The organism is Agrococcus sp. SGAir0287, from assembly GCF_005484985.1.
Classification (GTDB): domain Bacteria; phylum Actinomycetota; class Actinomycetes; order Actinomycetales; family Microbacteriaceae; genus Agrococcus.
Window position 1 is genome coordinate 1135509 of the sequence record NZ_CP027942.1, and the last position, 25138, is coordinate 1160646.

Annotated in this window: 20 protein-coding genes; 11 read left to right on the top strand and 9 right to left on the bottom strand. The window is 72.8% G+C overall.

What is annotated here, in order from left to right; all coding sequences use genetic code 11:
- Window positions 1-322: 322 nt before the first annotated feature.
- Together C1N71_RS05370 and C1N71_RS05375 are read right to left on the bottom strand one after the other, a co-directional pair.
- Window positions 323-4099 (bottom strand): multifunctional oxoglutarate decarboxylase/oxoglutarate dehydrogenase thiamine pyrophosphate-binding subunit/dihydrolipoyllysine-residue succinyltransferase subunit, encoded by a 3777-nt coding sequence (locus tag C1N71_RS05370; protein ID WP_137755472.1) that lies wholly within the window; start codon window positions 4097-4099, stop codon window positions 323-325.
- A gap of 109 nt (window positions 4100-4208) precedes the next feature.
- On the bottom strand, window positions 4209-4715 hold the full coding sequence (locus C1N71_RS05375) for an HNH endonuclease (protein WP_137755473.1): 507 nt from the start codon (window positions 4713-4715) through the stop codon (window positions 4209-4211).
- A 138-nt stretch (window positions 4716-4853) separates the two neighbouring features.
- Here C1N71_RS05375 and C1N71_RS05380 point away from each other — a divergent pair, with 138 nt between their 5' ends.
- From C1N71_RS05380 to C1N71_RS05400, 5 genes are all read left to right on the top strand, one after another.
- Entirely contained in the window at window positions 4854-6404 is a 1551-nt protein-coding gene (locus C1N71_RS05380; protein WP_137755474.1) for a bifunctional 3'-5' exonuclease/DNA polymerase, read from the top strand.
- Window positions 6405-6469: 65 nt separating this feature from the next.
- Entirely contained in the window at window positions 6470-7903 is a 1434-nt protein-coding gene (locus C1N71_RS05385; protein WP_137755475.1) for a GuaB1 family IMP dehydrogenase-related protein, read from the top strand.
- Window positions 7904-8038: 135 nt separating this feature from the next.
- Window positions 8039-9361, top strand: coding sequence for a hemolysin family protein (locus tag C1N71_RS05390; protein ID WP_137755476.1), 1323 nt, complete (start codon window positions 8039-8041; stop codon window positions 9359-9361).
- Window positions 9358-10395, top strand: coding sequence for a hemolysin family protein (locus tag C1N71_RS05395; protein WP_137755477.1), 1038 nt, complete (start codon window positions 9358-9360; stop codon window positions 10393-10395). Before C1N71_RS05390 ends, C1N71_RS05395 begins: the two co-directional genes overlap by 4 nt.
- 11 nt (window positions 10396-10406) lie before the next feature.
- A complete protein-coding gene (locus C1N71_RS05400) occupies window positions 10407-11567 on the top strand; it encodes a glycosyltransferase 87 family protein (protein WP_137755478.1) in 1161 nt (386 codons plus the stop codon).
- Window positions 11568-11952: 385 nt separating this feature from the next.
- On the opposite strand, the gene metX is transcribed toward C1N71_RS05400, so the two are convergent.
- From metX to C1N71_RS05415, 3 genes are all read right to left on the bottom strand, one after another.
- A complete protein-coding gene (gene metX, locus C1N71_RS05405; RefSeq protein ID WP_137755479.1) occupies window positions 11953-13149 on the bottom strand; it encodes a homoserine O-acetyltransferase MetX in 1197 nt (398 codons plus the stop codon).
- 92 nt (window positions 13150-13241) lie between these two features.
- Window positions 13242-14549: a bifunctional o-acetylhomoserine/o-acetylserine sulfhydrylase gene (locus C1N71_RS05410; RefSeq protein WP_137755480.1), complete on the bottom strand. Its 1308-nt coding sequence runs from the start codon at window positions 14547-14549 to the stop codon at window positions 13242-13244.
- Between the two features lie 57 nt (window positions 14550-14606).
- The gene (locus C1N71_RS05415; RefSeq protein ID WP_254678110.1) at window positions 14607-15764 is read right to left on the bottom strand and encodes an acyltransferase family protein; all 1158 of its coding nucleotides are present in this window, start codon (window positions 15762-15764) and stop codon (window positions 14607-14609) included.
- Window positions 15765-15829: 65 nt separating this feature from the next.
- Here C1N71_RS05415 and C1N71_RS05420 point away from each other — a divergent pair, with 65 nt between their 5' ends.
- Together C1N71_RS05420 and C1N71_RS05425 are read left to right on the top strand one after the other, a co-directional pair.
- The gene (locus C1N71_RS05420) at window positions 15830-16618 is read left to right on the top strand and encodes an SDR family NAD(P)-dependent oxidoreductase (protein ID WP_175414116.1); all 789 of its coding nucleotides are present in this window, start codon (window positions 15830-15832) and stop codon (window positions 16616-16618) included.
- Window positions 16619-16645: 27 nt separating this feature from the next.
- Entirely contained in the window at window positions 16646-17557 is a 912-nt protein-coding gene (locus C1N71_RS05425; protein WP_217496037.1) for a DMT family transporter, read from the top strand.
- Between the two features lie 20 nt (window positions 17558-17577).
- On the opposite strand, the gene C1N71_RS05430 is transcribed toward C1N71_RS05425, so the two are convergent.
- Window positions 17578-19062, bottom strand: a complete 1485-nt coding sequence (locus tag C1N71_RS05430; RefSeq protein WP_137755481.1) for an MFS transporter — start codon at window positions 19060-19062, stop codon at window positions 17578-17580.
- Window positions 19063-19129: 67 nt separating this feature from the next.
- Between C1N71_RS05430 and C1N71_RS05435 the strand changes: the two genes are divergently transcribed.
- The 4 genes from C1N71_RS05435 to mutM are packed head-to-tail and all read left to right on the top strand — an operon-like array spanning window position 19130 to window position 21473.
- Entirely contained in the window at window positions 19130-19681 is a 552-nt protein-coding gene (locus tag C1N71_RS05435; RefSeq protein WP_254678111.1) for a YceD family protein, read from the top strand.
- 2 nt (window positions 19682-19683) lie between these two features.
- Entirely contained in the window at window positions 19684-19887 is a 204-nt protein-coding gene (gene rpmF / locus C1N71_RS05440; RefSeq protein ID WP_092506169.1) for a 50S ribosomal protein L32, read from the top strand.
- Entirely contained in the window at window positions 19887-20609 is a 723-nt protein-coding gene (gene rnc, locus C1N71_RS05445) for a ribonuclease III (RefSeq protein ID WP_137755483.1), read from the top strand. Before rpmF ends, rnc begins: the two co-directional genes overlap by 1 nt.
- A 3-nt stretch (window positions 20610-20612) precedes the next feature.
- Window positions 20613-21473: a bifunctional DNA-formamidopyrimidine glycosylase/DNA-(apurinic or apyrimidinic site) lyase gene (gene mutM, locus C1N71_RS05450; RefSeq protein ID WP_137755484.1), complete on the top strand. Its 861-nt coding sequence runs from the start codon at window positions 20613-20615 to the stop codon at window positions 21471-21473.
- 21 nt (window positions 21474-21494) lie between these two features.
- Here mutM and C1N71_RS05455 read toward each other — a convergent pair whose 3' ends face one another.
- From C1N71_RS05455 to C1N71_RS05465, 3 genes are all read right to left on the bottom strand, one after another.
- A complete protein-coding gene (locus C1N71_RS05455) occupies window positions 21495-22520 on the bottom strand; it encodes an acyltransferase family protein (RefSeq protein ID WP_137755485.1) in 1026 nt (341 codons plus the stop codon).
- A gap of 55 nt (window positions 22521-22575) precedes the next feature.
- Window positions 22576-23982 carry an aldehyde dehydrogenase family protein gene (locus tag C1N71_RS05460; protein WP_137755486.1) on the bottom strand — a complete coding sequence of 469 codons (1407 nt, stop codon included), beginning with the start codon at window positions 23980-23982 and terminating at the stop codon, window positions 22576-22578.
- 68 nt (window positions 23983-24050) lie between these two features.
- Entirely contained in the window at window positions 24051-25136 is a 1086-nt protein-coding gene (locus C1N71_RS05465) for a GNAT family N-acetyltransferase (RefSeq protein ID WP_137755487.1), read from the bottom strand.
- Window positions 25137-25138 lie beyond the last annotated feature (2 nt).

Genomic DNA, 25138 nt, shown 5'->3' on the forward strand with positions numbered 1-25138 from the left:
GAGTTCGGGTCGGCTATCACTGATCCGCACGATCATCGGGAGCCCGACTCCACGACCGGGCGCTCGACGTCGGCGAGCGGGTAGCCCCACGCCTCACGCCGCTGGGAGCACGCGCCGTCACCGGCGATCGCTCGTCGCGCTCGACCGTCTGCTTCCCCTCCGGCCTTGCGTTTCGCAGGCGATCGCGGGTGGCGGAGGGGCATCTTCCCTTCGACCCCCACGATCGCCTGCGAAACGCACCGCTGACGCGGGGACGCGACGCGGGCCGCACGAGCGAGAGCCCGCCGTCACGAGGTGACGGCGGGCTCTCGCTGCAGCGCGGTCAGGCGCCGAGCGCCTCGTCGAGGATCTGCGCGAGCTCGGCGGCCGAGCGCTTCGGGGAGCCCGTCGCGGGGCTCGCCGACGGCGTGCGGCCGATCGCGCGCAGCGTGCGCCCGTGGTGGAGGTGGCGCGGCAGCGCGAAGTGCACCGACGGCCAGGCGCCCTGGTTGAGCGGCTCCTCCTGCACCCACACGAGCTCGGCGCCGTCGTAGCGGTCGAGCACGGCGTTGATGCCGTCGACGTCGAGCGGGTAGAGCTGCTCGAGGCGCACGAGCGCGATGTCGTCGATCTCGCGCTTCGCCATCTCGGCGGCGAGGTCGTAGTGGATCTTGCCGGAGTGGATGAGCACGCGGCGGACCTTCGAGGAGTCGACCTTCGCGTCGTCGAGCACCGTCTGGAAGGTGCCCGACTCGAACGCCTCGACGGGGCTCACGGCGTCGCGCAGGCGCAGCATCGCCTTCGGCGTGAACACGATGAGCGGGCGACGCGGCCGCTGATACGCCTGGCGGCGCAGCAGGTGGAAGTACGACGCCGGCGTCGACGGACGCGCGATGATCATGTTCTGCTCGGCCGCGAGCTGCAGGAAGCGCTCGATGCGCGCCGACGAGTGGTCGGGGCCGGCGCCCTCGTAGCCGTGCGGCAGCAGCAGGGTCAGCGACGAGAACTGGTTCCACTTCTGCTCGGCGGACGAGAGGAACTCGTCGACGACGATCTGCGCGCCGTTCACGAAGTCGCCGAACTGCGCCTCCCACAGCACGAGGGCGTCCTCGCGCTCGACGGAGTAGCCGTACTCGAACGCCATGGCGGCGTACTCGGACAGCAGCGAGTCGTAGATCGACAGGCGCGCCTGGTCCTCGGAGAGGTTCGCGAGCGGCAGCCACTCCTGGCCGTTGACCTTGTCGTGCATGACCGCGTGGCGCGACACGAACGTGCCGCGGCGCGTGTCCTGGCCGGACATGCGCACCGCCGTGCCCTCCATGAGCAGCGAGCCGAGCGCGAGCAGCTCGCCGAACGCCCAGTCGACGTTGCCGTCGCGGCTCATGTCGACGCGCTTCTTCAGCACCTGCTGCACCTTCGTGTGCACCGTGAAGCCGTCGGGCGCGTTGGCGTGCGCGTCGCCGATCGCCTCGATCGCGGCGCGCGAGATGCCGGTGTCGCTCGGCGTGCCCGACATCGACGCCTCGGGCATCTGCGTCGGGATCGGCATCGAGCCGGTGGCGGCGGCGTGGGTCTCCATGAACGCCCGCTCGAGGCGGTCCTGGAAGTCCTTCTGCGCCTCCTCGTACTCGTCCTCGGTGATGTCACCGCGGCCGACGAGGTTCTCGGCGTACAGCGTGCGCACCGAGCGCTTGCGCTCGATGAGCGAGTACATGAGCGGCTGCGTCATCGTGGGGTCGTCGCCCTCGTTGTGCCCGCGGCGGCGGTAGCAGACGAGGTCGATGACGACGTCGCGCTTGAACTCCTCGCGGTACTGGAACGCGAGCTCCGCCACGCGGACGACGGCCTCGGGGTCGTCGCCGTTCACGTGGAAGATGGGCGCGCCGATCGCCTTGGCGACGTCGGTCGAGTAGATCGACGAGCGCGACTCGGACGGCGGCGTCGTGAAGCCGATCTGGTTGTTCACGACGAGGTGCACCGTGCCGCCCGTCGTGTAGCCGCGCAGCTGCGAGAGCTGCAGCGTCTCGAACACGACGCCCTGGCCCGCCATGGCCGCGTCGCCGTGGACGAGCACGGGGAGCACCGAGCGACGACCGTCGCCGATGCGGTCCTGCTTCGCCCGCGCGATGCCCTCGAGGACGCCGTTCACGGCCTCGAGGTGCGAGGGGTTCGCGGCGAGGTAGACGGGGATCTCGGAGCCGTCGGCGGCGACGAAGGTGCCCTCGGTGCCGAGGTGGTACTTCACGTCGCCCGAGCCCTGCATGACGGCGGCGCCCTCGAACTCCTGGAAGATCTGGCCGTACGTCTTGCCCGCGATGTTCGTGAGCACGTTGAGGCGGCCGCGGTGCGGCATGCCGATGACGACCTCCTCGAGGCTCGCCTCCGCCGCGCCCTGGATGAGGGCGTCGAGGAAGGCGATCATCGACTCGGCGCCCTCGAGCGAGAAGCGCTTCTGGCCGACGTACTTCGTCTGCAGGAAGGTCTCGAACGCCTCGGCCTCGTTGAGCTTGCGGAGGATGCGCATCTGCTCGTCGTGCGTCGGCTTGACGTACGGCACCTCGAGGTGGTCCTGGAACCACTTCCGCTGCGCGGGGTCGGCGATGTGCATGTACTCGACGCCCATGGTGCGGCAGTACGTGTCGCGCAGCACGCCGAGCACGTCGCGCAGCTGCGCCGAGCGGCGCCCGCCGAAGCCACCGGTGACGAACTCGCGGTCGAGGTCCCAGAACGACAGGCCGTGCTGCTCGATCTCGAGGTCGGGGTGCGTGCGCTGCACGTACTCGAGCGGATCGATGTCGGCCATGAGGTGGCCGCGCACGCGGTACGAGTTGATGAGCTGCGTGACGCGCGTGGTCTTCGACAGCTCGTCGGCCTCGTGCACCGACACGTCCTGCGACCAGACGATCGGCTTGTAGGGGATGCGCAGGTCCGCGAAGATCCGGTCGTAGAAGCCGTCCTCGCCCTGCAGCAGGCCGTGGACGATCTTCAGGAACTCGCCGGACCCTGCGCCCTGGATGACGCGGTGGTCGTAGGTCGACGTCAGCGTGATCGTCTTGCCGATGCCGGCGTCGGCGAGCCGCTCCTGGCTCGCGCCCTGGAACTCGGCGGGGTAGTCGAGCGCGCCGGCGCCGATGATGCAGCCCTGGCCCTGCATGAGTCGGGGCACCGAGTGGACGGTGCCGATGCCGCCGGGGTTCGTCAGCGAGATCGTCGTGCCTGCGAAGTCGCCGGCCTCGAGCTTGTTCGCGCGGGCCTTCTTCACGAGCTGCTCGTAGGCGCCGATGAACTCGGCGAAGTCCATCGTGTCGGCGCGCTTGATGCTCGGCACGAGCAGCGCGCGCGTGCCGTCGGGCTTCGGCAGGTCGATGGCGATGCCGAGGTTGACGTGCGGGTGGGCGACGAGCGACGGCTTGCCGTCGATCTCGGCGTACGACACGTTCTGGCTCGGGAAGGCCTTGAGCGCCTGCACGAGCGCGTAGCCGATGAGGTGCGTGAACGAGATCTTGCCGCCGCGCGTGCGCCGCAGGTGGTTGTTGATCACGATGCGCTGGTCGATCATGAGCTTCGCGGGCACGGTGCGCACGCTCGTGGCGGTCGGCACGGCCAGCGACAGGTCCATGTTGTGCGCGAGCGCCTTCGGCATGCCGCGCAGCGGCGTGACCGTGGGCTCGTCGGCCTTCGCCTCGTCGGCCTTGGCGTCCGCCTTGTCGCGGTCGGCGGGGACGGGGGCGGGCTTCGCGGGCGTCTTCGTCGTGCGCGCCGCGATCGACCCGTCGGGGCGCTGGGCGGGCTTCGTGGGCGCCGGCGGGGGCGGGGGCGCGGACTGCGCGGGCGCGGCCGGCGCGTTCGCCGGGGCCGCGGGCGCGGCGGCCGGTGCCGTCGGAGCCTTGGGGGCGGCGGGCGCGGGCGGAGCCGACTGCGGCGCGGATGGCGCTGCGGGCGTCTCAGCCACGGGCGGCGCCGTGGTCGCGGTGGTGGTGCCGCCTCCCTGCTGCGCTGCGTAGCGCTCCAGGATCGGCCACCAGGACTCGGCCACCTTCGACCTGTCCTGCTTGAAGAGCTCGTACTGCTCCTCCACCAGCCATTCGTTCGCTCCGAAGTCGCTGCTCGCGGCTGCCACGGATCCTTCGCCTCATCTCACCGGGGGCATGCTTGTCGACGTCGTTCGTCGACGCCGTCGTCCATCCTACGCGCGCTTCCCGATCCGTCGGGGACGTTCGCGCGCGGCGTCAGGCGCCGATGCCGAGCGCGGCGAGGTCGACGCCCGCGGCCTCGACCGCGAGCATCACGACCTCCCGGCGCCACACGACGCGCGGCTCGAACTGCAGCGGCATCGAGGCCTCGGTGGGCGTGCGGTCGCCCTTGCGGCCGTTGCACCCGACGCACGCGGCGATCGTGTTGAGCCAGGTCGAGCCGCCGCCGCGGGAGACGGGCTGGATGTGGTCGATCGTCGAGCCGTGGCCGCCGCAGTAGGCGCAGCGGCGGCGGTCGCGCTCGAGCACGCCGCGGCGCGTCCACGGCATGCGGTCGTACATGCGCGTGTGCGGCACGGCGACGTAGTCGTTGAAGACGACGACCTTCGGCACCGGCATCTCGAAGCTCTCGGAGCGGATGGTGCCCTCGGAGGCGAGCATGATCTGCGCCCGCTCCTTCACGACGAAGGCCACCGCGCGCTGCAGGGAGGCGACGCCGATCGGCTCGAGCGTCGCGTTCAGCACCACCACCTGGGCCTGCATCGCATCCTCCGATCCCATCGTGCACCACGACGGGCCCGTCGTCATGCCCATCCGCGCACGGATTCACGGCGTGTTCATCCAGGGCGTCACCCGACCACTGCGTCGGGCGGCGTCGTGGGTGCCGCCTAGCGTGGAGGGGTGGATGCGGTGGTCGCGCCCGACGGCGACGCGTGGGAGGTCGCCCTCGTCGGCGACGACGGCGCGCTGCGCGAGCGCCGCCGCGTCCACGACCTGCCCGCTGCGGTGGCAGCCCTCGAGCCCGAGCGACCGCGGTGGGTGTGGCAGGACTCGTCGCGCGTCGTGCCGACGCTCCTCGCCGCGGGCGTCGCCATCGAGCGCGCTCGCGACCTGCGGCTGTGCCACCGCATCCTCGCCGACGCCGGCCGCATGACGCTCGACGCGCGATGGACTCGTCGGCTGCGCGCACCCGACGGTGCGCTCTTCTCGCTCGAGGAGGCGCCCGAGACGGTGGCGGCGGTCGCCTCCGAGCTCGCGCGGCAGGAGGCCGCCGTCGCCGGCGACGCGTCGATGCGCATGCTGCTCGGCGCCGAGTCGACCGGCGCCCTCATCGCCGAGGAGCTGCTGCACGTCGGCCTGCCATGGTCCGCCGCCGAGCACGATCGTCTGCTCGCCGAGGCGCTCGGGCCGCGACCGATCGCGGGGCGCCCGTCGAGGCTGCAGGCGCTCGCCGACGAGGTCGACGCGGAGCTGGGGCAGCACGTGAGCATCGACTCGGCGCCCGAGCTGCTGCGTGCGCTGCGCGCGGCGGGTCTCGACGTGCGCTCGACGTCGCGGTGGGAGCTGCGCGACGTCGATCACCCCGTCGTCGAGCCGCTCGTCGCGTACAAGCGCCTCTACCGGCTGTGGACGGCGAACGGCTGGCAGTGGGCCGACGAGTGGGTGCGCGATGGACGCTTCCACGCCGAGTACGTGCCCGCGGGCGTCGTGACCGGGCGCTGGGCGACCGCGGGCGGCGGCGCGATGCAGATCGCCAAGCAGGTGCGAGGCGCGGTCGTCGCCGATCCGGGCTGGCGGCTCGTGGTGGCGGACGCCGCGCAGCTCGAGCCGCGCGTGCTGGCGGCGATGGCGCGCGACGAGGCGCTCGCCGAGGCCGCGGTCGGCGACCTGTACGAGGGGCTCGTCGACGACGGCGTCGTGGAGTCGCGGCCGAAGGCGAAGGTCGCGATGCTCGGGGCGCTCTACGGAGGCACGTCGGGCGACTCCGGCCGGCTCGTGCCGAACCTGCGCCGCGCGTATCCGCGAGCGATGCGCGTCGTCGACGAGGCGGCGGCGACGGGGGAGCGCGGCGGCCTCGTGCGCACGTGGCTCGGCCGCACGAGCCCGCCGATGCCGCAGGGGCCGGAGGGGATGGCCGACCGCGACGTCATCTCGCGCGAGCGCGCCTGGGGGCGCTTCACGCGCAACTTCGTCGTGCAGGGCTCGGCCGCCGAGTGGGCGCTGTGCTGGATGGCGCTGCTGCGGCGCAGCCTGCGCGCGGGCGGCGGCGAGCTCGTCTACTTCCTGCACGACGAGGTCATCGTCCACGCGCCCCAGGAGCGGGCGGAGGCGGTCGCCGACGAGATCCGCGCCGCGGCCGACGGTGCGGGTCGGATGCTCTTCGGCACCTTCCCCATCGCGTTCCCCGTCGACGCGCGCATCGTCGACGACTACGGCGCCGCGAACGACTGATCGCCGGGACGACGCCCGTGGCGGACGCGGGTCCCGCACGAGCGCGCCCGGCGTAGCGTGGAGGCATGCGCTTCCTGCAGCCGCCCCCGCCGCACGACCTCACCTACTCGGACGTCTTCCTCGTGCCGAGCCGCTCGGACGTCGGCAGCCGCATGGCCGTGGACCTCGCGCCCGACGACGGCACGGGTGCGACGCTGCCGATCGTGGCGGCGAACATGAACTCCGTCACGGGCCCGCTGCTCGCGGCGACGCTCGCGCGCCGCGGTGGCCTCGCGGTGCTGACGCAGGACCACGACCTCGACGACACGATCGCGGCGATCGCCTGGGTGAAGGCGCAGCCCGTCGAGCTCGCCTCCGCCCAGCTCGCGACCGAGGACGAGCTCGTCGCCGACGTGCTGCTGCGCGTGCCCGCCGTCGAGGGGCACGGCATCGTCGTCGTGCGGGACGACGCGTACGTCGGCGCGATCGCAGCCCGGCGCCTGGGCCAGGCGCTGCCGGACGCGCGCATCGGGGACCTCCTGCACGGCTCGATCGAGCCGCTCGGTCCCGAGGACGTCGTCGACGCGCGCACGGCCTTCGACGCCGTGCACGCGCGCGGCGTCGACTTCGCCGCCGTCGTCGAGGACGGCCGCGTGCTCGGCACCGTGAGCCCGCGCACCGCGCTGCGCTCGGCGCTGTACCGCCCCGCGCTCGACGCGGAGGGCCGGCTGCGCGTCGCCGTGGCCGTCAGCATCAACGGCGACCCCGGCGCCAAGGCGAGCGCGCTCGTCGACGCCGGCGCCGACGTCGTCGTCATCGACACGGCGCACGGTCACCAGGGCGGGATGCTGCGCGCCATCGAGGCGGTGCGCGCCGCGGTCGACGTGCCCATCGTCGCGGGCAACGTCGTCACGGCATCCGCCGTGCGCGACCTCGTGCAGGCTGGCGCCGACATCCTCAAGGTCGGCGTCGGGCCAGGCGCCATGTGCACGACGCGCATGATGACCGCCGTGGGTCGCCCGCAGCTGTCGGCCGTGCTCGAGACCGCGGAGGAGGCCATCGGGCTCGGCGCGCGCGTGTGGGCCGACGGCGGCGTCCGCTACCCGCGCGACGTGGCGCTCGCGCTCGCCGCCGGCGCGTCGAGCGTCATGATCGGCTCGTGGTTCGCCGGCACGATCGAGGCGCCGGGCCGACTGCAGCGCGACGAGCGCGGGCGACTCTACAAGGAGTCGTGGGGCATGGCGTCGACGAAGGCCGTGCGCGGGCGCTTCGGCGACCTGCCCGCCTTCGAGCTCGCGTCGAAGACCCTCTTCGCCGAGGGCATCTCGTCCTCGACGATCCTGCTCGATCCGCTGCGTCCGAGCGTCGAGGACCTGCTCGACATGATCACGTCGGGCGTGCGCTCGTCCGCGACGTACGCGGGCGCCTCGTCCATCGCCGAGTTCCGCGAGCGCGCCGTCGTCGGCGTGCAGTCGGCCGCCGGCTACGAGGAGGGCAAGGCGCTGCCCGTCTCCTGGTGAGCGCGCGCGCCGCGCATGCGGCACGCACGCGGCACGGGGGCAGTACGATGCTGCGGTGAGCGACGAGCACCATAGTCCCTGGGGCGGACGCCCCAGCACCCCCCGCCAGGCTCCCGTGCCCATCGGACGCATCCGATGATCGAGCAGCTGCCCTGGCTCTTCATCCTGATCGGCGTCGTCCTCACGGTCGGCACCGGGTACTTCGTCGCGAGCGAGTTCTCGCTCGTCAACCTCGACCGCTCCGAGCTCGAGGCGCAGCAGCAGCGCGGCGAGGCGAACCACGCCGGCGTCATCGCGGCGCTGAAGCAGACCTCGACGCACCTGTCGAGCGCGCAGCTCGGCATCACGCTCACGACGCTGCTCACGGGCTACACGATGGAGCCGGCGATCTCGCACCTCCTCGCGCCCGTGCTCGAAGGATGGGGCGTGCCGGACGAGATCGCACCGGGCGTCTCGCTCACGATCGCGATCGCGCTCGCGACCCTGCTGTCGATGATCGTCGGCGAGCTCGTGCCGAAGAACTTCGCCCTCGCCGTGCCGCTCGCGACCGCGAAGGTCGTCACCCCGTTCCAGCGCGCCTTCACCTTCCTCCTGAAGCCGGCCGTGCTGCTGCTCAACGGCTCCGCCAACGGCATCCTGCGCTCGATCGGCATCGAGCCGAAGGAGGAGCTCTCGGGCGCGCGCACCGCCGACGAGCTCTCGTCGCTCGTGCGCCGCTCCGCGATGGAGGGTCTGCTCGACGCCGACCAGGCGACGCTCCTGTCGCGCACCCTGCGGCTGTCCGAGCTCACCGCCGGCGACGTCATGACGCCGCGCCCGCGCGTCGAGGCCATCGACCGCGAGCGCACCGTCGCCGACGTGCTCGAACTCGCCCGCACGACGGGGCTGTCGCGCTTCCCGGTGTACGAGGACGACCTCGACCGCGTCGTCGGCATCGCGCACGTCAAGCAGGCCGTCTCGGTGCCGCGCGAGCGCCGCGGCGACGTGCCCGTGCTCGCGATCGCCGAGGAGCCGCATCGCGTGCCCGAGACGGTCGGCCTGCCGCAGCTGCTCTCGGACCTCAAGGAGCGCGGCTACCAGATGGCGATCGTCGTCGACGAGTACGGCGGCACCGCGGGCCTCGCGACCCTCGAGGATCTCGTGGAGGAGATGGTCGGCGAGGTGAGCGACGAGCACGACCGGCTCCGCCCGGAGATCGTGCGCGCACCCGGATGGGTCGCGTTCCCCGGGCTCCTGCGCCCCGATGAGCTGCGCGAGCGCGCGGGCGTCGAGATCCCCGAGGAAGGGCCGTACGAGACGGTCGCCGGCTACGTCGTCGCCGAGCTCGGTCGCCTGCCCGTCGTCGGCGACGAGGTCGCCGTCGACGGCGGGGTGCTGCGCGTCGAGCGCCTCGACGGCCGCAGGATCGACCGCATCCGGTGGGTCCGCACCGCCGAGTCCGAGGAGGTGACCCGATGAGCTCCGACGTCGCCGGCATCGTGTGGCTCGTGGTGCTGCTCGTCGTCAACGCCTTCTTCGTCGGCTCGGAGTTCGCGGTGATCTCGGCGAAGCGCTCGCAGGTCGAGCCGCGCGCCGAGCGAGGCTCGCGGGCGGCGAAGGCGGCGCTGTGGGCCATGGAGCACGTCTCGCTCATGCTCGCGATGTGCCAGCTCGGCATCACCGTGTGCTCGCTGCTCATCCTGCTCGTGAGCGAGCCCGCCATCCATCACCTGCTCGCCGTCCCGCTCGGCGCCATCGGGCTGCCGGAGATCGCCGTCGACGGCATCGCGCTGGGCCTCGCGATCGTGATCGTGACCTACCTGCACGTCGTGTTCGGCGAGATGGTGCCGAAGAACGCCGCCTTCACGCTGCCCACGGCCGCCGTGCTGCTGCTCGCGCCGCCGCTCGTGCTGATCTCGCGCGTGTTCCGTCCCGTGATCTGGGCCATGAACTGGATCGCGAACCACATCCTGCGGCTCTTCCGCGTCGAGCCGAAGGACGAGGCGGCGAGCGCGTTCACGCTCGACGAGGTCGAGACGATCGTCGAGACCTCGAAGCGCGAGGGCCTGCTCGTCGACCCGACCGGCGCCATCTCGAAGATGTTCGAGTTCACCGAGCGCACGGTCGGCGACGTCGCCATCCCGCTCGACGGCCTCGTGACGCTCTCCGACGACGCGTCGACCGACGACGTGGAGGCCGCGGTGCGCGAGCACGGCTTCTCGCGCTACGTCATCGTCGACGAGTCCGGCGAGCCGACGGGCTACATCCACCTCAAGGACGTGCTGACGACCGACGATCCGACCGCACCCATCCCCGCCAAGCGGATCCGGCAGCTCGCGTCGCTGTACGCGGGCGGCGAGGTGGAGGACGCCATCCAGCGGATGCGCTCCTCCGGCAGCCACGTCGCGCGCGCGTTCGACCAGTCGGGTGCGACGACGGGCGTGCTCTTCCTCGAGGACTGCATCGAGGAGCTCGTCGGCGAGGTCCGCGACGCCACGAGGCGGCTCGGCTGAGCGGCGGCGCGGTGCTGCGCTCGCGGCTGCTGCCGTGGGCGGCCTTCGTCGCCGTCCACGGCCTCGTCGCGGCGCTGAACCACCCGGACGTGTCGACCGCGTTCGGCGACGTGCGCAGCGTCTACCCGTGGTGGGCGTCGCGCGCGATGCAGGGCGACGTCGTCGGCATCGACGAGCCGTGGGTGTACCCGATCCTCGCGTGGCTGCCGATCGCCGCCTCCGCGATCGCGGGGCCCGCGGCGCTGCCGGGCATGTGGCTCGTCGTCGTGACGGTGCTCGACGGCATCGCGTTCTGGCTGCTGCTGCGCCATCCGCACGGGCTCGCGCCGGCGTGGACGTGGCTCGCGCTCATGGCGCTGCTGGGGCCCATCGTCGTCGGACGCATCGACTCCATCACGATGCCGATCGCGGTCGCCGGCGTCGTGGCGACGTGGTCGGGCAGGCATGCGCTCGCTGCCGCCGCGTTCACCGTGGGCGCATGGACGAAGATCTGGCCGGGCGTCCTCTGGCTCGCGCAGCTCGTCGTGCGGCCCGCGCGGCTCGTGACCGTCGCGGTCGCGGCGGGCGTGACGGCCGTCGTCATGCTCGTCGCGCTCGCCCTCGGCGCCGGCGGCAACGTGCTGTCGTTCCTCACCTGGCAGGGGGAGCGCGGCCTGCAGATCGAGGCCGTGCTCGCGACGCCCTTCCACTGGCTGGGCGCGCCGCTCGGCTACGACGACGTGCAGCTGACGTACGAGCTGCAGACGCCCGCGGCGGACGCCGTCGCCGCCGTCGCGACGCCGATCCTGGTCGTGGCGACGCTGCTCGTCGCAGGCCTCGGCGTGCTGGCAGTGCGCCGCGGCGTCGATCGCGACCAGGCGGGTGCGTGGCTCGCCGTCGCGCTCGTCACGACGCTCATCGTCACGAACCCCGTCGGATCGCCGCAGTTCGCCATCTGGCTGATCGCCCCGGCGCTGCTGCTCGTCGGCATCCGCGCCTGGGACGGCGTCGCCGTGATCGTCGTGCTCTGCGGCCTCACGCAGCTCTGCTACCCGTGGCTCTACGGCGAGGTCGTGGGGCAGAACGCCATCGGCCTCGTCGTGCTCACCCTGCGCAACGCCGGATACCTCGTGCTGCTGGGGCTCGCCGCGTTGCGGCTGCTGCGGCTGCCGCAGGTCGCCGGCGCTCGCTGACGCGCCCATCGGCTGGTCGAGGAGGGAGACCACGCGACGAGCCCGCGCGACGCGACCATGCGCATGACCGGGCGGGAGCGGCGGTCGCGTGGTCTCGTGACGCGTGCTCGCTGCGCTCGCGCGCTCCTCGACCAGCTGTCGAGCGGCGCGTCCCCATCGTGGGTGGGTTCCACCACCCGCTGGTCGAGGAGGCCGCAGCCGACGGCTGCAGCCGTCATGAGACCGTGCGAGGTGCCCGCTCGACGCGACCACGCGCGCGGCTCGGTCGGGAGCGGCGGTCGCGTGGTCTCGTGACGCGTGCTCGCGAAGCGGATCCGGAGGAGGCGGCGAGCGCGGCGTGCAGCCGTCGCGAAGGGCGCGCGCTCCTCGACCGGCTGGTGCGGGGTCAGCCGACGAGGTCGGCGAGGAGCGCGCCGACCGCATCCGTCTCGATGAGGAAGCCGTCGTGGCCGAACTCGCTCGCGAGCACGACGGGCGCGGCACCGGAGACCGAGGTGCGCAGCCCCGCGGCGATGCGCTCCTGGTCGGCGACGGGGAAGAGCCGATCGGAGTCGATGCCGACCACGAGCGTCTCGGCCGTGATGCGCTCGAGCGCCGCCTCGACGCCTCCGCGGCCGCGACCGAGGTCGTGCGACGACATCGCGAGCACCAGGCGCACGTAACTGCCGGCGTCGAAGCGTCGCGTGAAGCGGTTGCCGTGCACGTCGAGGTACGACTCCACCTGGTAGCGGCCGCCGTGGTCGGGGTCGACCGACGACTGCCAGCCGCGTCCGAAGCGACGGTTGAGCTCGTCGGGGGAGCGGTAGTTCACCATCGCCATGCGCCTGGCGAGCGCGAGGCCGCGATGCGGTCCCTGCCCGTCGGGCTGGTCGTAGTAGTCGCCGCCGAGCCAGTTCGGATCCGACTGCACGGCCTCGAGCTGCAGCCCGCTGAGCGCGATCTGATCGGCGCTCGACAGCGCGGGAGCCGCGAGCACGGCGGCCTTGCCGACCCGCTCGGGATGCGTCACGGCCCACTCGAGCACGTGCATGCCGCCCATCGAGCCGCCGACGACCGCGTGCCACCGCTCGACGCCGAGGTGGTCGGCGAGCCTGCGCTGCGCCTCCACCTGGTCGCGGATCGTGACCCTCGGGAACCGCGAGGCGAGCTCGCGCCCATCAGGGCCGATCGTCGCGGGCCCCGTCGTGCCCTGGCAGCCGCCGAGCATGTTCGCCGCGACCACGAACCAGCGGTCGGTGTCGAGCGGCAGTCCCGGGCCGACGACGCCCGCCCACCAGCCGCTCGTCGCGTGACCGGGACCGGCGGGGCCGACGACGTGGCTGTCGCCCGTCAGCGCGTGGTTCACGAGGATCGCGTTGTCGCGGCTCGCGCTCAGGGTGCCCCACGTCTCGTACGCCACGACGACGTTGGGGATCGTCGCACCGTGCTCGGTGACGACGTCGCCGACGCGGGCGAATCGACGCGCGCCGGGATCGTCGCCCGGCCGCCACGCTCCCGTGACGGGCACGGGGGTGGGGTCGAGCAGGAGGTGCGAGGGGACGCGGGCCGACGGCTGGACGTCGTCCGAGAGCTGCCAGTCCATGCATCCATCCTCGCGTGCGCGCGGGTCGTGTTACGGCGGATGCCCCGAGCCGTGCGTCGACAGGCTCGGGGCATCCGTGCGGGAGGTGGCGCCTACGCGGCCTCGCGATTCGTCGCCTGCACGGCCTCGAGGCCGGCGGCGAGGTCGGCGATGAGGTCGTCGACGTGCTCGATCCCGACGGAGAGGCGCACGAGGCCGGGCGTCACGCCCGTCGTGAGCTGCTGCTCGGGCGTGAGCTGCGAGTGGGTCGTGGAGGCGGGGTGGATGACGAGGCTGCGCACGTCGCCGATGTTCGCGAGGTGGCTGAAGAGCTGCAGCGACTCGACGAACGCGCGCCCGGCCGCCACGCCGCCGACGAGCTCGAAGGACAGCACGGCGCCGACGCCCTTCGGCGCGTACCGGTCCGCCGCGCCCTTGTACGGGCTCGAGTCGAGGCTCGCGTAGTTGACGCTCGCGACCGCCGGGTGGCGCTCGAGGAAGGCGGCGATCGCGCTGGCGTTCTCGACGTGGCGCTCGATGCGCAGGCTCAGCGTCTCGAGGCCCTGCAGGATCTGCCATGCCGAGTCGGGGGAGATCGACGCGCCGATGTCGCGCAGCAGCTGCACGCGCGCCTTGATCGCGTAGGCGATCTCGTCGCCGACGGCCTGCGCGAAGACGGCGCCGTGGTAGCTCGGGTCCGGCTCGGTGAGTCCCGGGAATCGGTCGGACTCGGACCAGCGGAAGCGGCCGCCGTCGACGATGACGCCGCCGATGACGGCGCCGTGCCCGCCGATGAACTTCGTCGCCGAGTGCACGACGATGTCCGCCCCGTGGTCGAGCGGACGGATGAGGTAGGGCGTCGCGATCGTGTTGTCGACGATGAGCGGCACGCCCGCCTCGTGCGCCACCGACGCGACGCCCGCGATGTCGAGGATGTTGATGCGCGGATTGCCGATCGTCTCGGCGAAGAAGAGCTTCGTGTTCGGCCGCACCGCGCGGTGCCACTCGTCGAGGTCGTCCTGGTCCTCGACGAAGGTCACCTCGATGCCGAGCTTGGCGAGCGTGTACTTGAAGAGGTTGTACGTGCCGCCGTAGATCGACGTCGACGACACGATGTGGTCGCCCGCCTGCGCGATGTTCAGCACCGCGAACGTCTCGGCAGCCTGCCCCGACGACACCAGCAGCGCTGCCGTGCCGCCCTCGAGCGCTGCGACGCGTTGCTCGACGACGTCCTGCGTCGGGTTCATGATGCGCGAGTAGATGTTGCCGAACTCGGCGAGCCCGAAGAGGTTCGCGGCGTGCTCGGTGGAGTTGAAGACGTACGACGTCGTGCGGTAGATCGGCGTGACGCGTGCGTTCGTCGTGGGGTCGGGCTGGGCGCCCGCGTGGACCTGCTTGGTCTCGAAAGCCCACTCGCTCATGGCTGCCTCCTCGGTGCCGGATGATGGCTCGAGGCTACGGAGGCGCCTCCGCGCGGCTCAACGCCCGCCGTCACCGTCCGTCACAGTCGCCCCGGAGCGGGCGCGAGCGGTCGGCGGCGGCTGCGTCGGCGTCGCACCCGTGCGCGGCGCGCCGTCGTCCTTGTCCCGCCTGCGCAGCAGCCAGCGCACGTTCGGCTCGACGATCCAGCGCGTCGCGGCCCGCACCGGCCGCGTCGACAGCGCGACGGTGATGAGGACGCCGGCGACGATCGCGAGCGGCAGCGACCACCACTGGTCGGCGTGGTCGCGCAGCCAGCCCGACTCGCGCGGCCAGTAGAGCACGAAGGTGTGCAGCAGGTAGATGGTCATCGTCGCGGCGCCCCAGGCCGTGAAGACCGTGGTGCGGCGGGGCACGAGCGCGAGCGCCGCGGCGATGAGCGCGGTGGTGACGACCATGATCGCCAGCCGCACGGTGCCGTAGTACCAGGCGACGCCGCCGTCGCCGAGCTCGGGCACCTCGGCGTAGGCGCGGTCGAGGAAGAGCCAGTGCCGGATCGACAGCTCGCGCCAGAGGTCGGGGAGCAAGGCTGCGACGGCGGCGACGATCACGAAGGCGGCGACGGCGGCGATGCGCGGCACGAGCACCGACCTGCGCTCGAACCACAGCCGCATGACGTCGCGGCGACGCAGCTCCCAGCCCAGCACGAAGAACGGCAGCATCTGGATGGCCCGCATCATCGAGAACGTCTGGTCGACGTCGTCGAAGTAGCCGATGACGATCGCGAGCAGCACCGTCCACAGCAGCGGCCACCGCAGGCGGGCGAGCACCGGCAGCACGACGCGGAAGCCCGCGAGCGCGAGCAGGAACCACAGCGTCCACGACGGCGTCACCGGGTTGAACGAGGGCGTGCCCGTGACGAGCGACTCGATGACGGACCAGATCGTCTCGAAGATCACGTACGGCACGATGAGGTCGCCGATGACGCGCCCGTACTGCTTCGCGCCGGGCTTGTCGGTCGTGAAGTAGCCCGAGATCACGCCGAAGAACGGCATGTGGAACGCGTAGATCACGAGGTAGGGCACGAGCGCGACGTCGCTCTCGAGCGCGAGCGGCTGGATCGTGTGGCCGACGACGACGAGCACCATCGCGAGCCACTTCGCGTTGTCCCAGTAGGGCACGCGGCGCTTGGGTCGCGCCTGCACGGGGTCGGTCACGGCACCATCCTGGCAGCGGATCCCGGCGCCCTCGATGGCTTGCCACGACGTGGTTCGATGGGTGCATGGAGCAGCGGATCGTCGTCACGGGAGCATCGAGCGGCATCGGACGGGCGGTGGCCGCGCAGGCGGCGGGCCGCGGCTGGCGGGTGCTCGCCGTCGCACGCCGCGCCGAGCGGCTCGCATCGCTCGCCGAGGAGACCGGCTGCGAGACGCTCGTCGCCGACCTCACCGACGACGACGACGTCGCGCGCCTGGTCGAGGCCGCCACGACCTTCGGCGCCACGGCGCTCGTGCACGTCGCGGGCGGCGCGCTCGGCTCCGCACCCATCCCCGCGACCACCCTCGACGACTGGCAGGGCATGTTCGACATGAACGTGCTCTCGACGAAGCGCGTGCTCACGGGCCTCCTGCCGCAGCTGCGTCGCACGACGCTCGACGGCTCCTACGCGACGATCCAGGTCGTCACCTCGATCGCCGCGACCATGCCGTACGTCGGCGGATCCGGCTACAACGCGGCGAAGGCGGCCGAGAAGGCGCTCGTCGACGTGCTGCGCCTCGAGGTGCACGGCGAGCCCATCCGCGTCATGGAGGTGCGCCCCGGCATGGTGCGGACGGAGGAGTTCTCGCTCGTGCGCTTCCAGGGCGACCAGGCGAAGGCCGACGCGGTCTACCAGGGCGTGCAGGATCCCCTGACGGCCGACGACGTCGCGCAGGTCATGACGGACGCGCTGGCGCTGCCCGGCCACGTGTCGATCGACGAGGTCGTCATCAAGCCCGTCGCGCAGACGCACGCCTGGATGGTGCACCGCGGCCCGCTGCAGGCCAAGGTCGACGAGGTGGATGCCGACTGACGTCGCAGTCCCGACCACGATGGAGGGGTGACCTCCACCGCGTCGAAGCCGCTCGTCCTCGTCGCAGCGGGGGTGACGGTGCTGCTGTGGGCGTTCGCGTTCGTCGCGATCCGTGCCGTGGGCGACGAGCTCTCGCCCGGCCCGCTCGCCCTCGTGCGCCTCGCATCGGCGCTGCCGGTCCTCCTCGTCATCGCCGCGATCGCGAGGCCGGCGCTCCCGCGGGGCCGCGGACTGGTGCTCGTGCTCGCCTACGGCGTCTTCTGGTTCGCCGCGTACACCGTGGTGCTGAACTGGGCAGAGCACCACCTCGACGCGGGCACCGCCGCCATGCTCGTGAACGTCGCGCCGCTGCTCGTCGCCGTCGTCGCCGGCGTGCTGTTCGGCGAGGGCTTCCCGCGCCCGCTCGTCGTCGGGCTCGTCGTCGCGTTCGCCGGCGTCGTGCTCATCGCCCTCGGCTCGCGCGGCGCGCCGTCGATCGACGGCCTCGGCATCGCGCTCGGCCTCCTCGCGGCCGTCCTCTACGCGGCAGGGGTGCTGACGCAGAAGGTCGCGCTGCGCACGGTCGAGCCCGTCGCTGCGACGTGGGTGGGCTGCGCCGCGGGCCTCGTCGCCACGCTGCCCTTCGCCCCGCAGGCCCTCGTCGAGGTGCCCGCCGCCTCCACGGGCGCGCTCGTCGCGGCGCTCGCGCTCGGCGTCGGCTCGACGGCGATCGCGTTCTCGACCTGGGCGTACGTCCTGCAGCACTCCGGTGCCGGGCCCGCTGCGGCGACGACGCTCGTCGTCCCCGCCCTCGCGACCCTCATCGCGTGGCTCGTGCTCGGCGAGGCGCCGACGGCGCTCGCGCTGGTCGGCGGCGCGCTCGCGCTCGGCGGCGTGACGATCTCGCGGCTGCGACCGCGCAGGAGGCGCGACGCCGTCGCCGAGGCGCCCGCCGCCTGACGTCCGCGCGCCGCGCGTGCTCAGCGCGCCGGCGACGGTGCGGGCGGCTCCTGGGCCGCATCCGGCACCGGGTCGGGGTCCGCGAACGCGAGCCGTGGCACGGCGACGAGCGCCACCGCGGCCACGAGCGCCGTGGCGCCGCAGACGACCCACACCGTGACGTACCCGCCGATCGAGGCCGCGGTGCCGACGGCGCCCGTCGCGAGCACGATCGCGAAGATCGACGAGGCGAAGGAGCCGCCGATCGTCTTCGTCGTGTTCGTGAGCGCCGTCGCGACGCCCGTCTGCCCTCGCGGTGCGGCTGCCGCGGCCGCGGCGGGCATCGCGCCGACGAGCGCACCGCATCCGATGCCCGCGACCACGAGGCACGCGAGCATCTGCAGCAGCGTGTCGTGCGCGACGACGAGCGCGAGGTAGCCGACGCCGACGAGGCTGGCCGCGACGATGAGCAGCAGCCTCGGGCGGATCCGGCGCGAGAGGACGGCGAGCAGGATCGCGCCGACGATGAGCGAGAGCAGGTAGACGCCGATGACGATCGAGCGACCGCTCGCGTCGAGCCCGAGGCCGTAGCCCACCTCGTCGGGATCCGTGCCCGCATAGGTCGCGAGCGGCGTCTGCGCGCCGAGCAGGCTCACGCCCACGAGGCCGGCGGTGAGCTGGACGGGCCACATCTCCGGGCGGCGCAGCACGCGCAGGTCGATGGCGGGGTCCGGCCGGCGCAGCACCCACCTGCCGAAGGGCAGCATGAGCAGCACGCCCGCGCCGACGAGGATCCACGGCACCGGCGCGCCTGCGCCCATGAGCCGCAGGAACGTCAGGCCCGACGTCACGGTGAGCAGGGACAGCGCCAGCAGCGAGAAGCCGACGGCGTCGAGCGAACGGTCCGGGAGGGGCTCGGACTCGGGCACGCCCAGCCAGATCGCCGGCAGCAGGAGCGTGACGAAGACCGCGGGCACGAGGAGCGTCGGCACCATCGCCTCGCCGAAGGCGGCATGGGCGCGCGCCGCGCCGAGGGCGCCGAGGATCGCCCCCGTCTCCAGCCCGACGACGAGCAGGCCCGCCGCACGTCGCGTCTCGGAGGCCGCACGGCCCGTGCGCCGGCCGCGGTCGAAGATGAGGGCGATCTCGAGCGGCAGCCAGACGGCGTAGATGCCCTGCAGCGAGAAGGCGACGAGGTAGCTCCAGAAGTCGCCGGCGAAGGCCATCCACCAGCTCGCACCCGCGACGACGACCGTCGAGGCGAGCAGCACGCGCTTGTGCCCGTGCATGTCGCCGAGCTTCGCGAGCACCGGCACCGAGAGCGCCGAGAGCAGCAGCTGCCCGGCCTCGAACCAGTTGAGGTCGGCGTCGACGATCGACAGGTGCCTGGCGATCTCGGTCGAGATCGTGACGTAGTAGCCCTGGAGCATGCCGCTCACGAGCTCGACGCACACGAGCCATCCCACGAGCGCGACCGGGATGGCCGTGCGCAGGCTCGTCGTGCGCGGTCGGGTGCCCCTCGTCATGCGCGCATCCTGGCACGCGGAGCGGGGGTGCACGTGGAAGGGCGCGCGGCCTCGTAGGCTGGAGGGCGTGTCCGCACATGCAACGCCGTTCCAGATCGGGATCCGGGATCTCGTCGGCAAGCCGGGCCAGATGCGCGAGCACGACCTCGAGGCCGCGTTCGCCGATCGCGTCGGGGAGGGGCTGGCCGCCGTGCCCGCCGCCGAGCCCGTCGGGATCGACGTGCGTCTCGAGAGCGTGCACGAGGGCATCCTCGCCACCGGCTCCGCGAGCGTCACGGCCGACGCCGAGTGCTCTCGCTGCCTCCTGCGATTCCGCCTGCCCGTCGAAGTCGACTTCATCGAGCTGTTCGCGTATGATCGCTCGGAGGATTCCGAGTTCCAGGTGGTCGATGACGCCATCGACCTGGAGCAGGTCGTCCGGGATGCGGTGGTGCTGGCACTGCCGTTCAACCCCGTCGACCGGCCTGACTGCGCAGGTCTCGACCCCATCACGGGGGAGCGGCTCGCGCCTGGGACGGAATGGAGCCCGCCCGAGCAGCTCGACCCGAGATGGGCTGCCCTGGCCGGACTCCTCGATGACGACGAGGCCGCGCAGACGCGCGCGCCCGAGAAGGAGTAGCCATGGCAGTGCCCAAGCGGAAGAAGTCGCGTGCGAACACGCACTCGCGCCGTTCGCAGTGGAAGGCGTCGGTCCCCACGCTCGTGAAGACCGTCGAGAACGGCCGCACCGTCTACAGCCTCCCGCACCGCGCTCGCGTGGTCGAGGACTCGGCCGGCACGCCGCTCTTCATGGAGTACAAGGGCCGCAAGGTCGCCGACGTCTGATGACGTCCGATCGGGTGGACGCCCACGCCGATCTGCACGCCGAGCTCGGGGTCGACATCGACCCCGAGCTTCTGGCGTTGGCGCTGACGCATCGGTCGTACGCGTTCGAGCACGGCGGCATCCCGACGAACGAGCGCCTCGAGTTCCTGGGCGACACGATCCTCGGCCAGGCCATCACGATCGAGCTCTTCGATCGGCATCCCGACCTGTCGGAGGGTGAGCTCGCGAAGCGGCGCGCCGGCGTCGTCTCGACCGTCGCGCTCGCCGAGGTCGCGCGCCGCATCGGTCTGGGACGACATCTGCTCCTCGGCCGTGGCGAGGAGACGACGGGCGGTCGCGACAAGTCGTCGATCCTCGCCGACGCCCTCGAGGCGATCTTCGGTGCCGCCTACCTGTCCCTCGGACACGAGGCCTCCGCCGCGCTCGTGCTGCGCCTCGTGGGCCCGCTGCTCGACGATCCGGAGCGATCCGGCGCCGCCCTCGACCCGAAGACGCACCTGCAGGAGCTGAGCGCGCGGCTCGATCGCGGCAGCCCCGAGTACGCGATCACGGCGACGGGCCCCGATCACGCGCGCACCTTCACCGCCACGGTCCGCATCGACGGCGAGGCCGTCGCGACCGGCGAGGGCACGAGCAAGAAGGCCGCCGAGATGTCGGCAGCGCTCACGGCGTGGACGATGCTGCACGACGGCGACGCCGACGCGGCCGTCGAGCGAGGCTGACGCGTGCCGGAGCTGCCCGAGGTCGAGGTCGTGCGCCTCGGCCTCGCCCCCGCGGTCGCCGGTGCGACGATCGTCGGCGTCGAGGTGCTCGACGACCGCTCGGTCGCTCGCCACGACGCCGGGGCGCGCGACTTCGAGGCGACGCTGCTGGGGCGCACGATGGCGATGCCGCAGCGACGCGGCAAGTTCCTCTGGGTGCCGCTCGACGACGAGCGCGCCCTCTCGATCCACCTGGGCATGTCCGGGCAGGTCCTGCTGCGCGAGCCGGGTGCCGCGCTCGAGCGGCACGCGCGCGTGCGCCTGCAGCTCGAGCATCCGCTGCACGGCGCCGTCGCGGTGCACTTCGCCGACCAGCGCATCTTCGGCTCGATGTCGGTGCGGCCGCTCGTCGACGGCGTGCCCGACCACGCGACGCACATCGCGCGCGACCCGCTCGATCCCGACTTCGACGCGGATGCGGTCGTCGCGCGCCTGCGCCGACGCAGGCAGGGCGTGAAGGCGGCGATCCTCGATCAGCAGCTCGTCTCGGGCATCGGCAACATCTACGCCGACGAGGCGCTGTGGCGCGCCCGGCTGCACTACCTCACGCCGGCCGAGCGCCTCTCTCGCGCGCGCGGCCGCGACCTGCTCGCCGAGGTGCAGGGCGTGCTCGAGCGCGCGCTCACCGAGGGCGGCACGTCGTTCGACGCGCAGTACGTCAACGTCAACGGAGAGTCGGGCTACTTCTCCCGCAGCCTGCAGGCCTACGGGCAGGCGGGCAGGCCCTGCGCCCGCTGCGGCACGCCGATCGTGCGCGAGTCGTGGTCGAACCGGTCGTCGTACCGGTGCCCGCGCTGCCAGCGGCGACCGCGCGGGCTCGCCTGACCCGACGTCCCGCGCGTCGCGTCAGAGGCGGAAGAGCAGCCCGACGAGCCGGATGCGGTGCGAGAGCCATGCGAGCCCTGCCGCGGCGAGCAGCGAGGTCGCGACGGCGAGCACCTGCACGTCGAGCGGCACGAAGTCCGGCACGAGCCACAGCGGCCACACGAGCGCCATGAGCACGAACCAGTGGGTCACGTAGAAGACGATCGAGTCGCGACCGATCGCGCGCAGCGCTCGCGCCGGCCAGGAGGTCCACGGCAGGCGGATCGCGACGGCGACGAGCGCGAGCACGCCCGCGAGGACCAGGGGCGCGTACTCGGCCATCGTGTACGAGACGCGGATGTCGGGCGCGACGGAGAGCGCGACGAGCGCCGCCGCGGCAGCGAGCAGCGCGACGAGCACCCACGTGCGGCGCAGCCATCCCTCGACGACGTCCCACCGTGCGCGCAGCGTCGCGCCGGCGAGGAAGTAGCCGAGCATCATCAGCAGGCGCTCGGGCTGCAGCTGCATCGCCCACGTCGGCAGGTCGACGAGCGCGACGATCCCGGCTGCGGCGAACGCGCCGAGCGCCGAGATCCACGTCGGCACGCGACGCAGCGCCAGCGCGAGCAGGTATGCGACGAGGAGCGCGTGCAGGAACCACAGGTGGCTGCCCGGCGCGACGAGCGCGTCGAGCAGCGACGACCACGGCATGAAGTCGTACGCGAGCACGAGCAGCACCGACCACACCGCGAACGGCCACAGGATAGTCCTCGCCTTGCCGACGAGGTAGCGCCGGGTGCCCTTCGCGAGCGAGGCGTGCAGCAGCATCCCCGACAGCAGCATGAGCATCGGGATGCGGAACGGGTAGACCGCGACGTCGAGCCACTCGAGCACCGGCGAGGGGTTGATGCCGTGCATGCGCATGATCGCGGATGCGTGGAGCTCGACGATGAGCACGATCGCGAGGCCGCGCAGCCCGTCCATCCAGAGGTGCCGCGACCGCGACGTCGTGCGGGCACGGGCGGCCTGGGCCGCGGTGGCGGGTCCGTGCTCGGCGTGCTGGATCATGGGAGGCGCGTGGGGTGCTCCCTCCACGCTATCGCGCCTCTCGCCGGCCGGGCGCTCAGCGGCGCAGGACGAGGCGGCGGATGACCTCGCGCTTCGCCTCGGTGATGGGCGGGAAGACCAGCGCGAGCGTCTCGGGGCGCGTGGGCTTCGCGAGCACGGCCTTCGCGTGGCTGAAGAGGTCGAACGAGCGGCGCCCGTGGTAGGCGCCGTGACCGCTCGCCCCGACGCCGCCGAACGGCAGGCCGCGCACCATGACGTGCGCGACGGCGACGTTGCGCCCGAATGCGCCCGAGGAGGTCGTGCGCTCGAGCCGGTCGAGCACGCCGCGGTCGCCGAACGCGTAGAGCGCGAGCGGCTTCGGACGCTCGCGCTGCAGTGCGGCGAAGGCCTCGACGCTCGCGAGCGGGACGATGGGCAGGATGGGCCCGAAGGTCTCCTCCGTGACCGCGGGTGCGTCGATCGCGACGTCCGCGAGCAGCGTCGGCGCGACGTAGCGTGCGTCGCGGTCGACCTCGCCGCCGACGACGACCGTGCCGTCGCCGAGGCGCTCGACGACACGATCGAGGTGGGACTTGGAGACCATGCGGCCGTAGTCGGCGGAGGTCCGCGGATCGGGCTGCTGCTCGGCGAGCGCCGCGCGCAGCTCCGCCTCGAGGCGCTGCCGCACGGGAGCGTCGACGAACACGTGGTTCGGCGCGATGCACGTCTGCCCCGCGTTCAGCAGCTTCGCCCACACGATGCGGCGCGCCGCCACGGCGACGTCGGCCGTGCGGTCGACCCACACAGGGCACGCACCGCCGAGCTCGAGCACCGTCGGCGTGAGGTGCTCGGCGGCGGCGCGGGCCACGATGCGCCCCACGCGCTCGCCGCCGGTGTAGAAGATGTGGTCCCAGCGCTGCTCGAGCAGCGCGGAGGCGACGTCGGCATCGCCCGTGACGACGCGGACCGCGCGGTCGTCGAGATAGGCCGGCACGAGCTCGGCGAGGAGGCGCGCCGTGGCGGGCGCGAGCTCCGAGGGCTTCATGACGACGGCGTCGCCGGCTGCGAGCGCGCCCACCACCGGCGCGAGCTGCAGCTGCAGGGGGTAGTTCCACGGCGCGATGACGAGCGCGACGCCGAGCGGCTCGGGGCGCACGCGCGCGACGGCGGGCTGCAGCGCCAGCGGCGCGACGACCGGTCGCGCACGCATCCACCTGCCGACGCTCGCGCGCGCATGGCGGGCCTCGTCGAGCACGAGCGCGACCTCGGTCACGTGCGTCTCGTCGGCGGACTTGCCGAGGTCGGCGGCGAGCGCGCGCTCCCACAGCGAGAGGTTCTGCGTCAGCATCCGCACGAGGCCGTCCAGCTGGGCGCGACGCCACGCCACCGAGCGCGTGCGGCCGCTCGTCACCGCCCGGCGCAGCTCGGCGGCGAGCGTCGGGGAGACGGGCGGCGCGGACGGTGCGGTGACCTCGGTCGTCATGCCGTCGATGGTAGGCCGCCGCACCCTGCGCGCCCTGTGCCCGAGCGAGGCTTCCTGCCCGGACGCGGTCAGCGGGCGCCGTCGCGCACGAGCTGCCAGGCGCCCTCGTAGCCGATGGCGCGGAAGCCGAGCGCCTCGTTGACGCCCAGCATCGGCCGGTTCTCCTCGGCGTTCCACGTGTGCACGCGCGCGCCGAGGGGGATGCGGTCCGCGAGCGCGAGCAGGTTCGCGACCTTCACGAGCATCCCGAGCCGGTGGCCGCGATGCTCGGCGTGCACGAGCGTGTCGTGCTGGTAGACGGGTCGCTCGGGGCTCGCGACGACGAGCGTCGTGAACGCGACGACGTGCCCGGTCGCCTCGTGGATGGCGACGGCGCGCAGCATCTGCCGGCCGCGGCGCTCCTCGACGTCCTCGACGCGCTCGACGCGGCCCGCATCCCACACCTCCTCCTCGTGCTCGAGGCCGGCGGCGGGGGCGTCGGTCGACATGCGCTGATGCAGCACGGCGAGGTCGTCGAGCAGCTCGGGCGGCGTGCGACCCGCCCACGTGCGGACGGCGTAGCCGTGCGCGTGGGCGCGCGCCTCCTCGCGCAGCCGCTCGAGGGCGTCGCGCGCCTCGTCGAGCCGCAGCTCGCTCATGCGCTCGATCTGCTCGAGCCGGAAGCCCAGACCGAGCAGGAAGCGCACCTCGGCCGCGTCGCGCGGGACGCTCCCGAAGCCCGTCGGCGCGTCGAGCGCGGGCCCGCCGGCAGGTCGGTGGTCGACCCACGCCTGCACCGTCGTGCGGCCGTCGGCGTCGAGGATGCGCTCGATCTCGCGCCAGACGGCGGTGCCGACGCCCCGGCGTCGCGCCTCGGGCACCACGAGCACGTCGACGCCGGCGATGTGGAGCGCCTCGTGCCGGGAGAGCTCGACGTAGCCGCGGGCGACGAGCACGCCGTCGAGCCACCCGCCGAGGTAGACGATGCGCTCGTCCTCCTGGCTCGATGCCGTGCCGTACGCCTCGCGCGTCGTGATGTCGTGCGTGGCGTCGCCGTCCCAGAGGTGCCGCATGACGGCGTTGCGCACCTCCACCATGTCGGCGAACGTCGCCCACTCGGGCGAGCCGTCGTCGTAGGCGGCCGGCACCGCGATCTCGCGGACCTCGATCGTCATGG

Coding starts and splice junctions, on each gene's coding strand:
- C1N71_RS05375 (WP_137755473.1), bottom strand. CDS start 4,715: ATGCAGGCCCAGGTGGTGGTGCTGAACGCGACGCTCGAGCCGATCGGC.
- C1N71_RS05385 (WP_137755475.1), top strand. CDS start 6,470: ATGCGCTTCCTGCAGCCGCCCCCGCCGCACGACCTCACCTACTCGGAC.
- C1N71_RS05390 (WP_137755476.1), top strand. CDS start 8,039: ATGATCGAGCAGCTGCCCTGGCTCTTCATCCTGATCGGCGTCGTCCTC.
- C1N71_RS05395 (WP_137755477.1), top strand. CDS start 9,358: ATGAGCTCCGACGTCGCCGGCATCGTGTGGCTCGTGGTGCTGCTCGTC.
- metX (WP_137755479.1), bottom strand. CDS start 13,149: ATGGACTGGCAGCTCTCGGACGACGTCCAGCCGTCGGCCCGCGTCCCC.
- C1N71_RS05410 (WP_137755480.1), bottom strand. CDS start 14,549: ATGAGCGAGTGGGCTTTCGAGACCAAGCAGGTCCACGCGGGCGCCCAG.
- C1N71_RS05420 (WP_175414116.1), top strand. CDS start 15,830: ATGGAGCAGCGGATCGTCGTCACGGGAGCATCGAGCGGCATCGGACGG.
- C1N71_RS05430 (WP_137755481.1), bottom strand. CDS start 19,062: ATGACGAGGGGCACCCGACCGCGCACGACGAGCCTGCGCACGGCCATC.
- rpmF (WP_092506169.1), top strand. CDS start 19,684: ATGGCAGTGCCCAAGCGGAAGAAGTCGCGTGCGAACACGCACTCGCGC.
- rnc (WP_137755483.1), top strand. CDS start 19,887: ATGACGTCCGATCGGGTGGACGCCCACGCCGATCTGCACGCCGAGCTC.
- C1N71_RS05455 (WP_137755485.1), bottom strand. CDS start 22,520: ATGATCCAGCACGCCGAGCACGGACCCGCCACCGCGGCCCAGGCCGCC.
- C1N71_RS05460 (WP_137755486.1), bottom strand. CDS start 23,982: ATGACGACCGAGGTCACCGCACCGTCCGCGCCGCCCGTCTCCCCGACG.
- C1N71_RS05465 (WP_137755487.1), bottom strand. CDS start 25,136: ATGACGATCGAGGTCCGCGAGATCGCGGTGCCGGCCGCCTACGACGAC.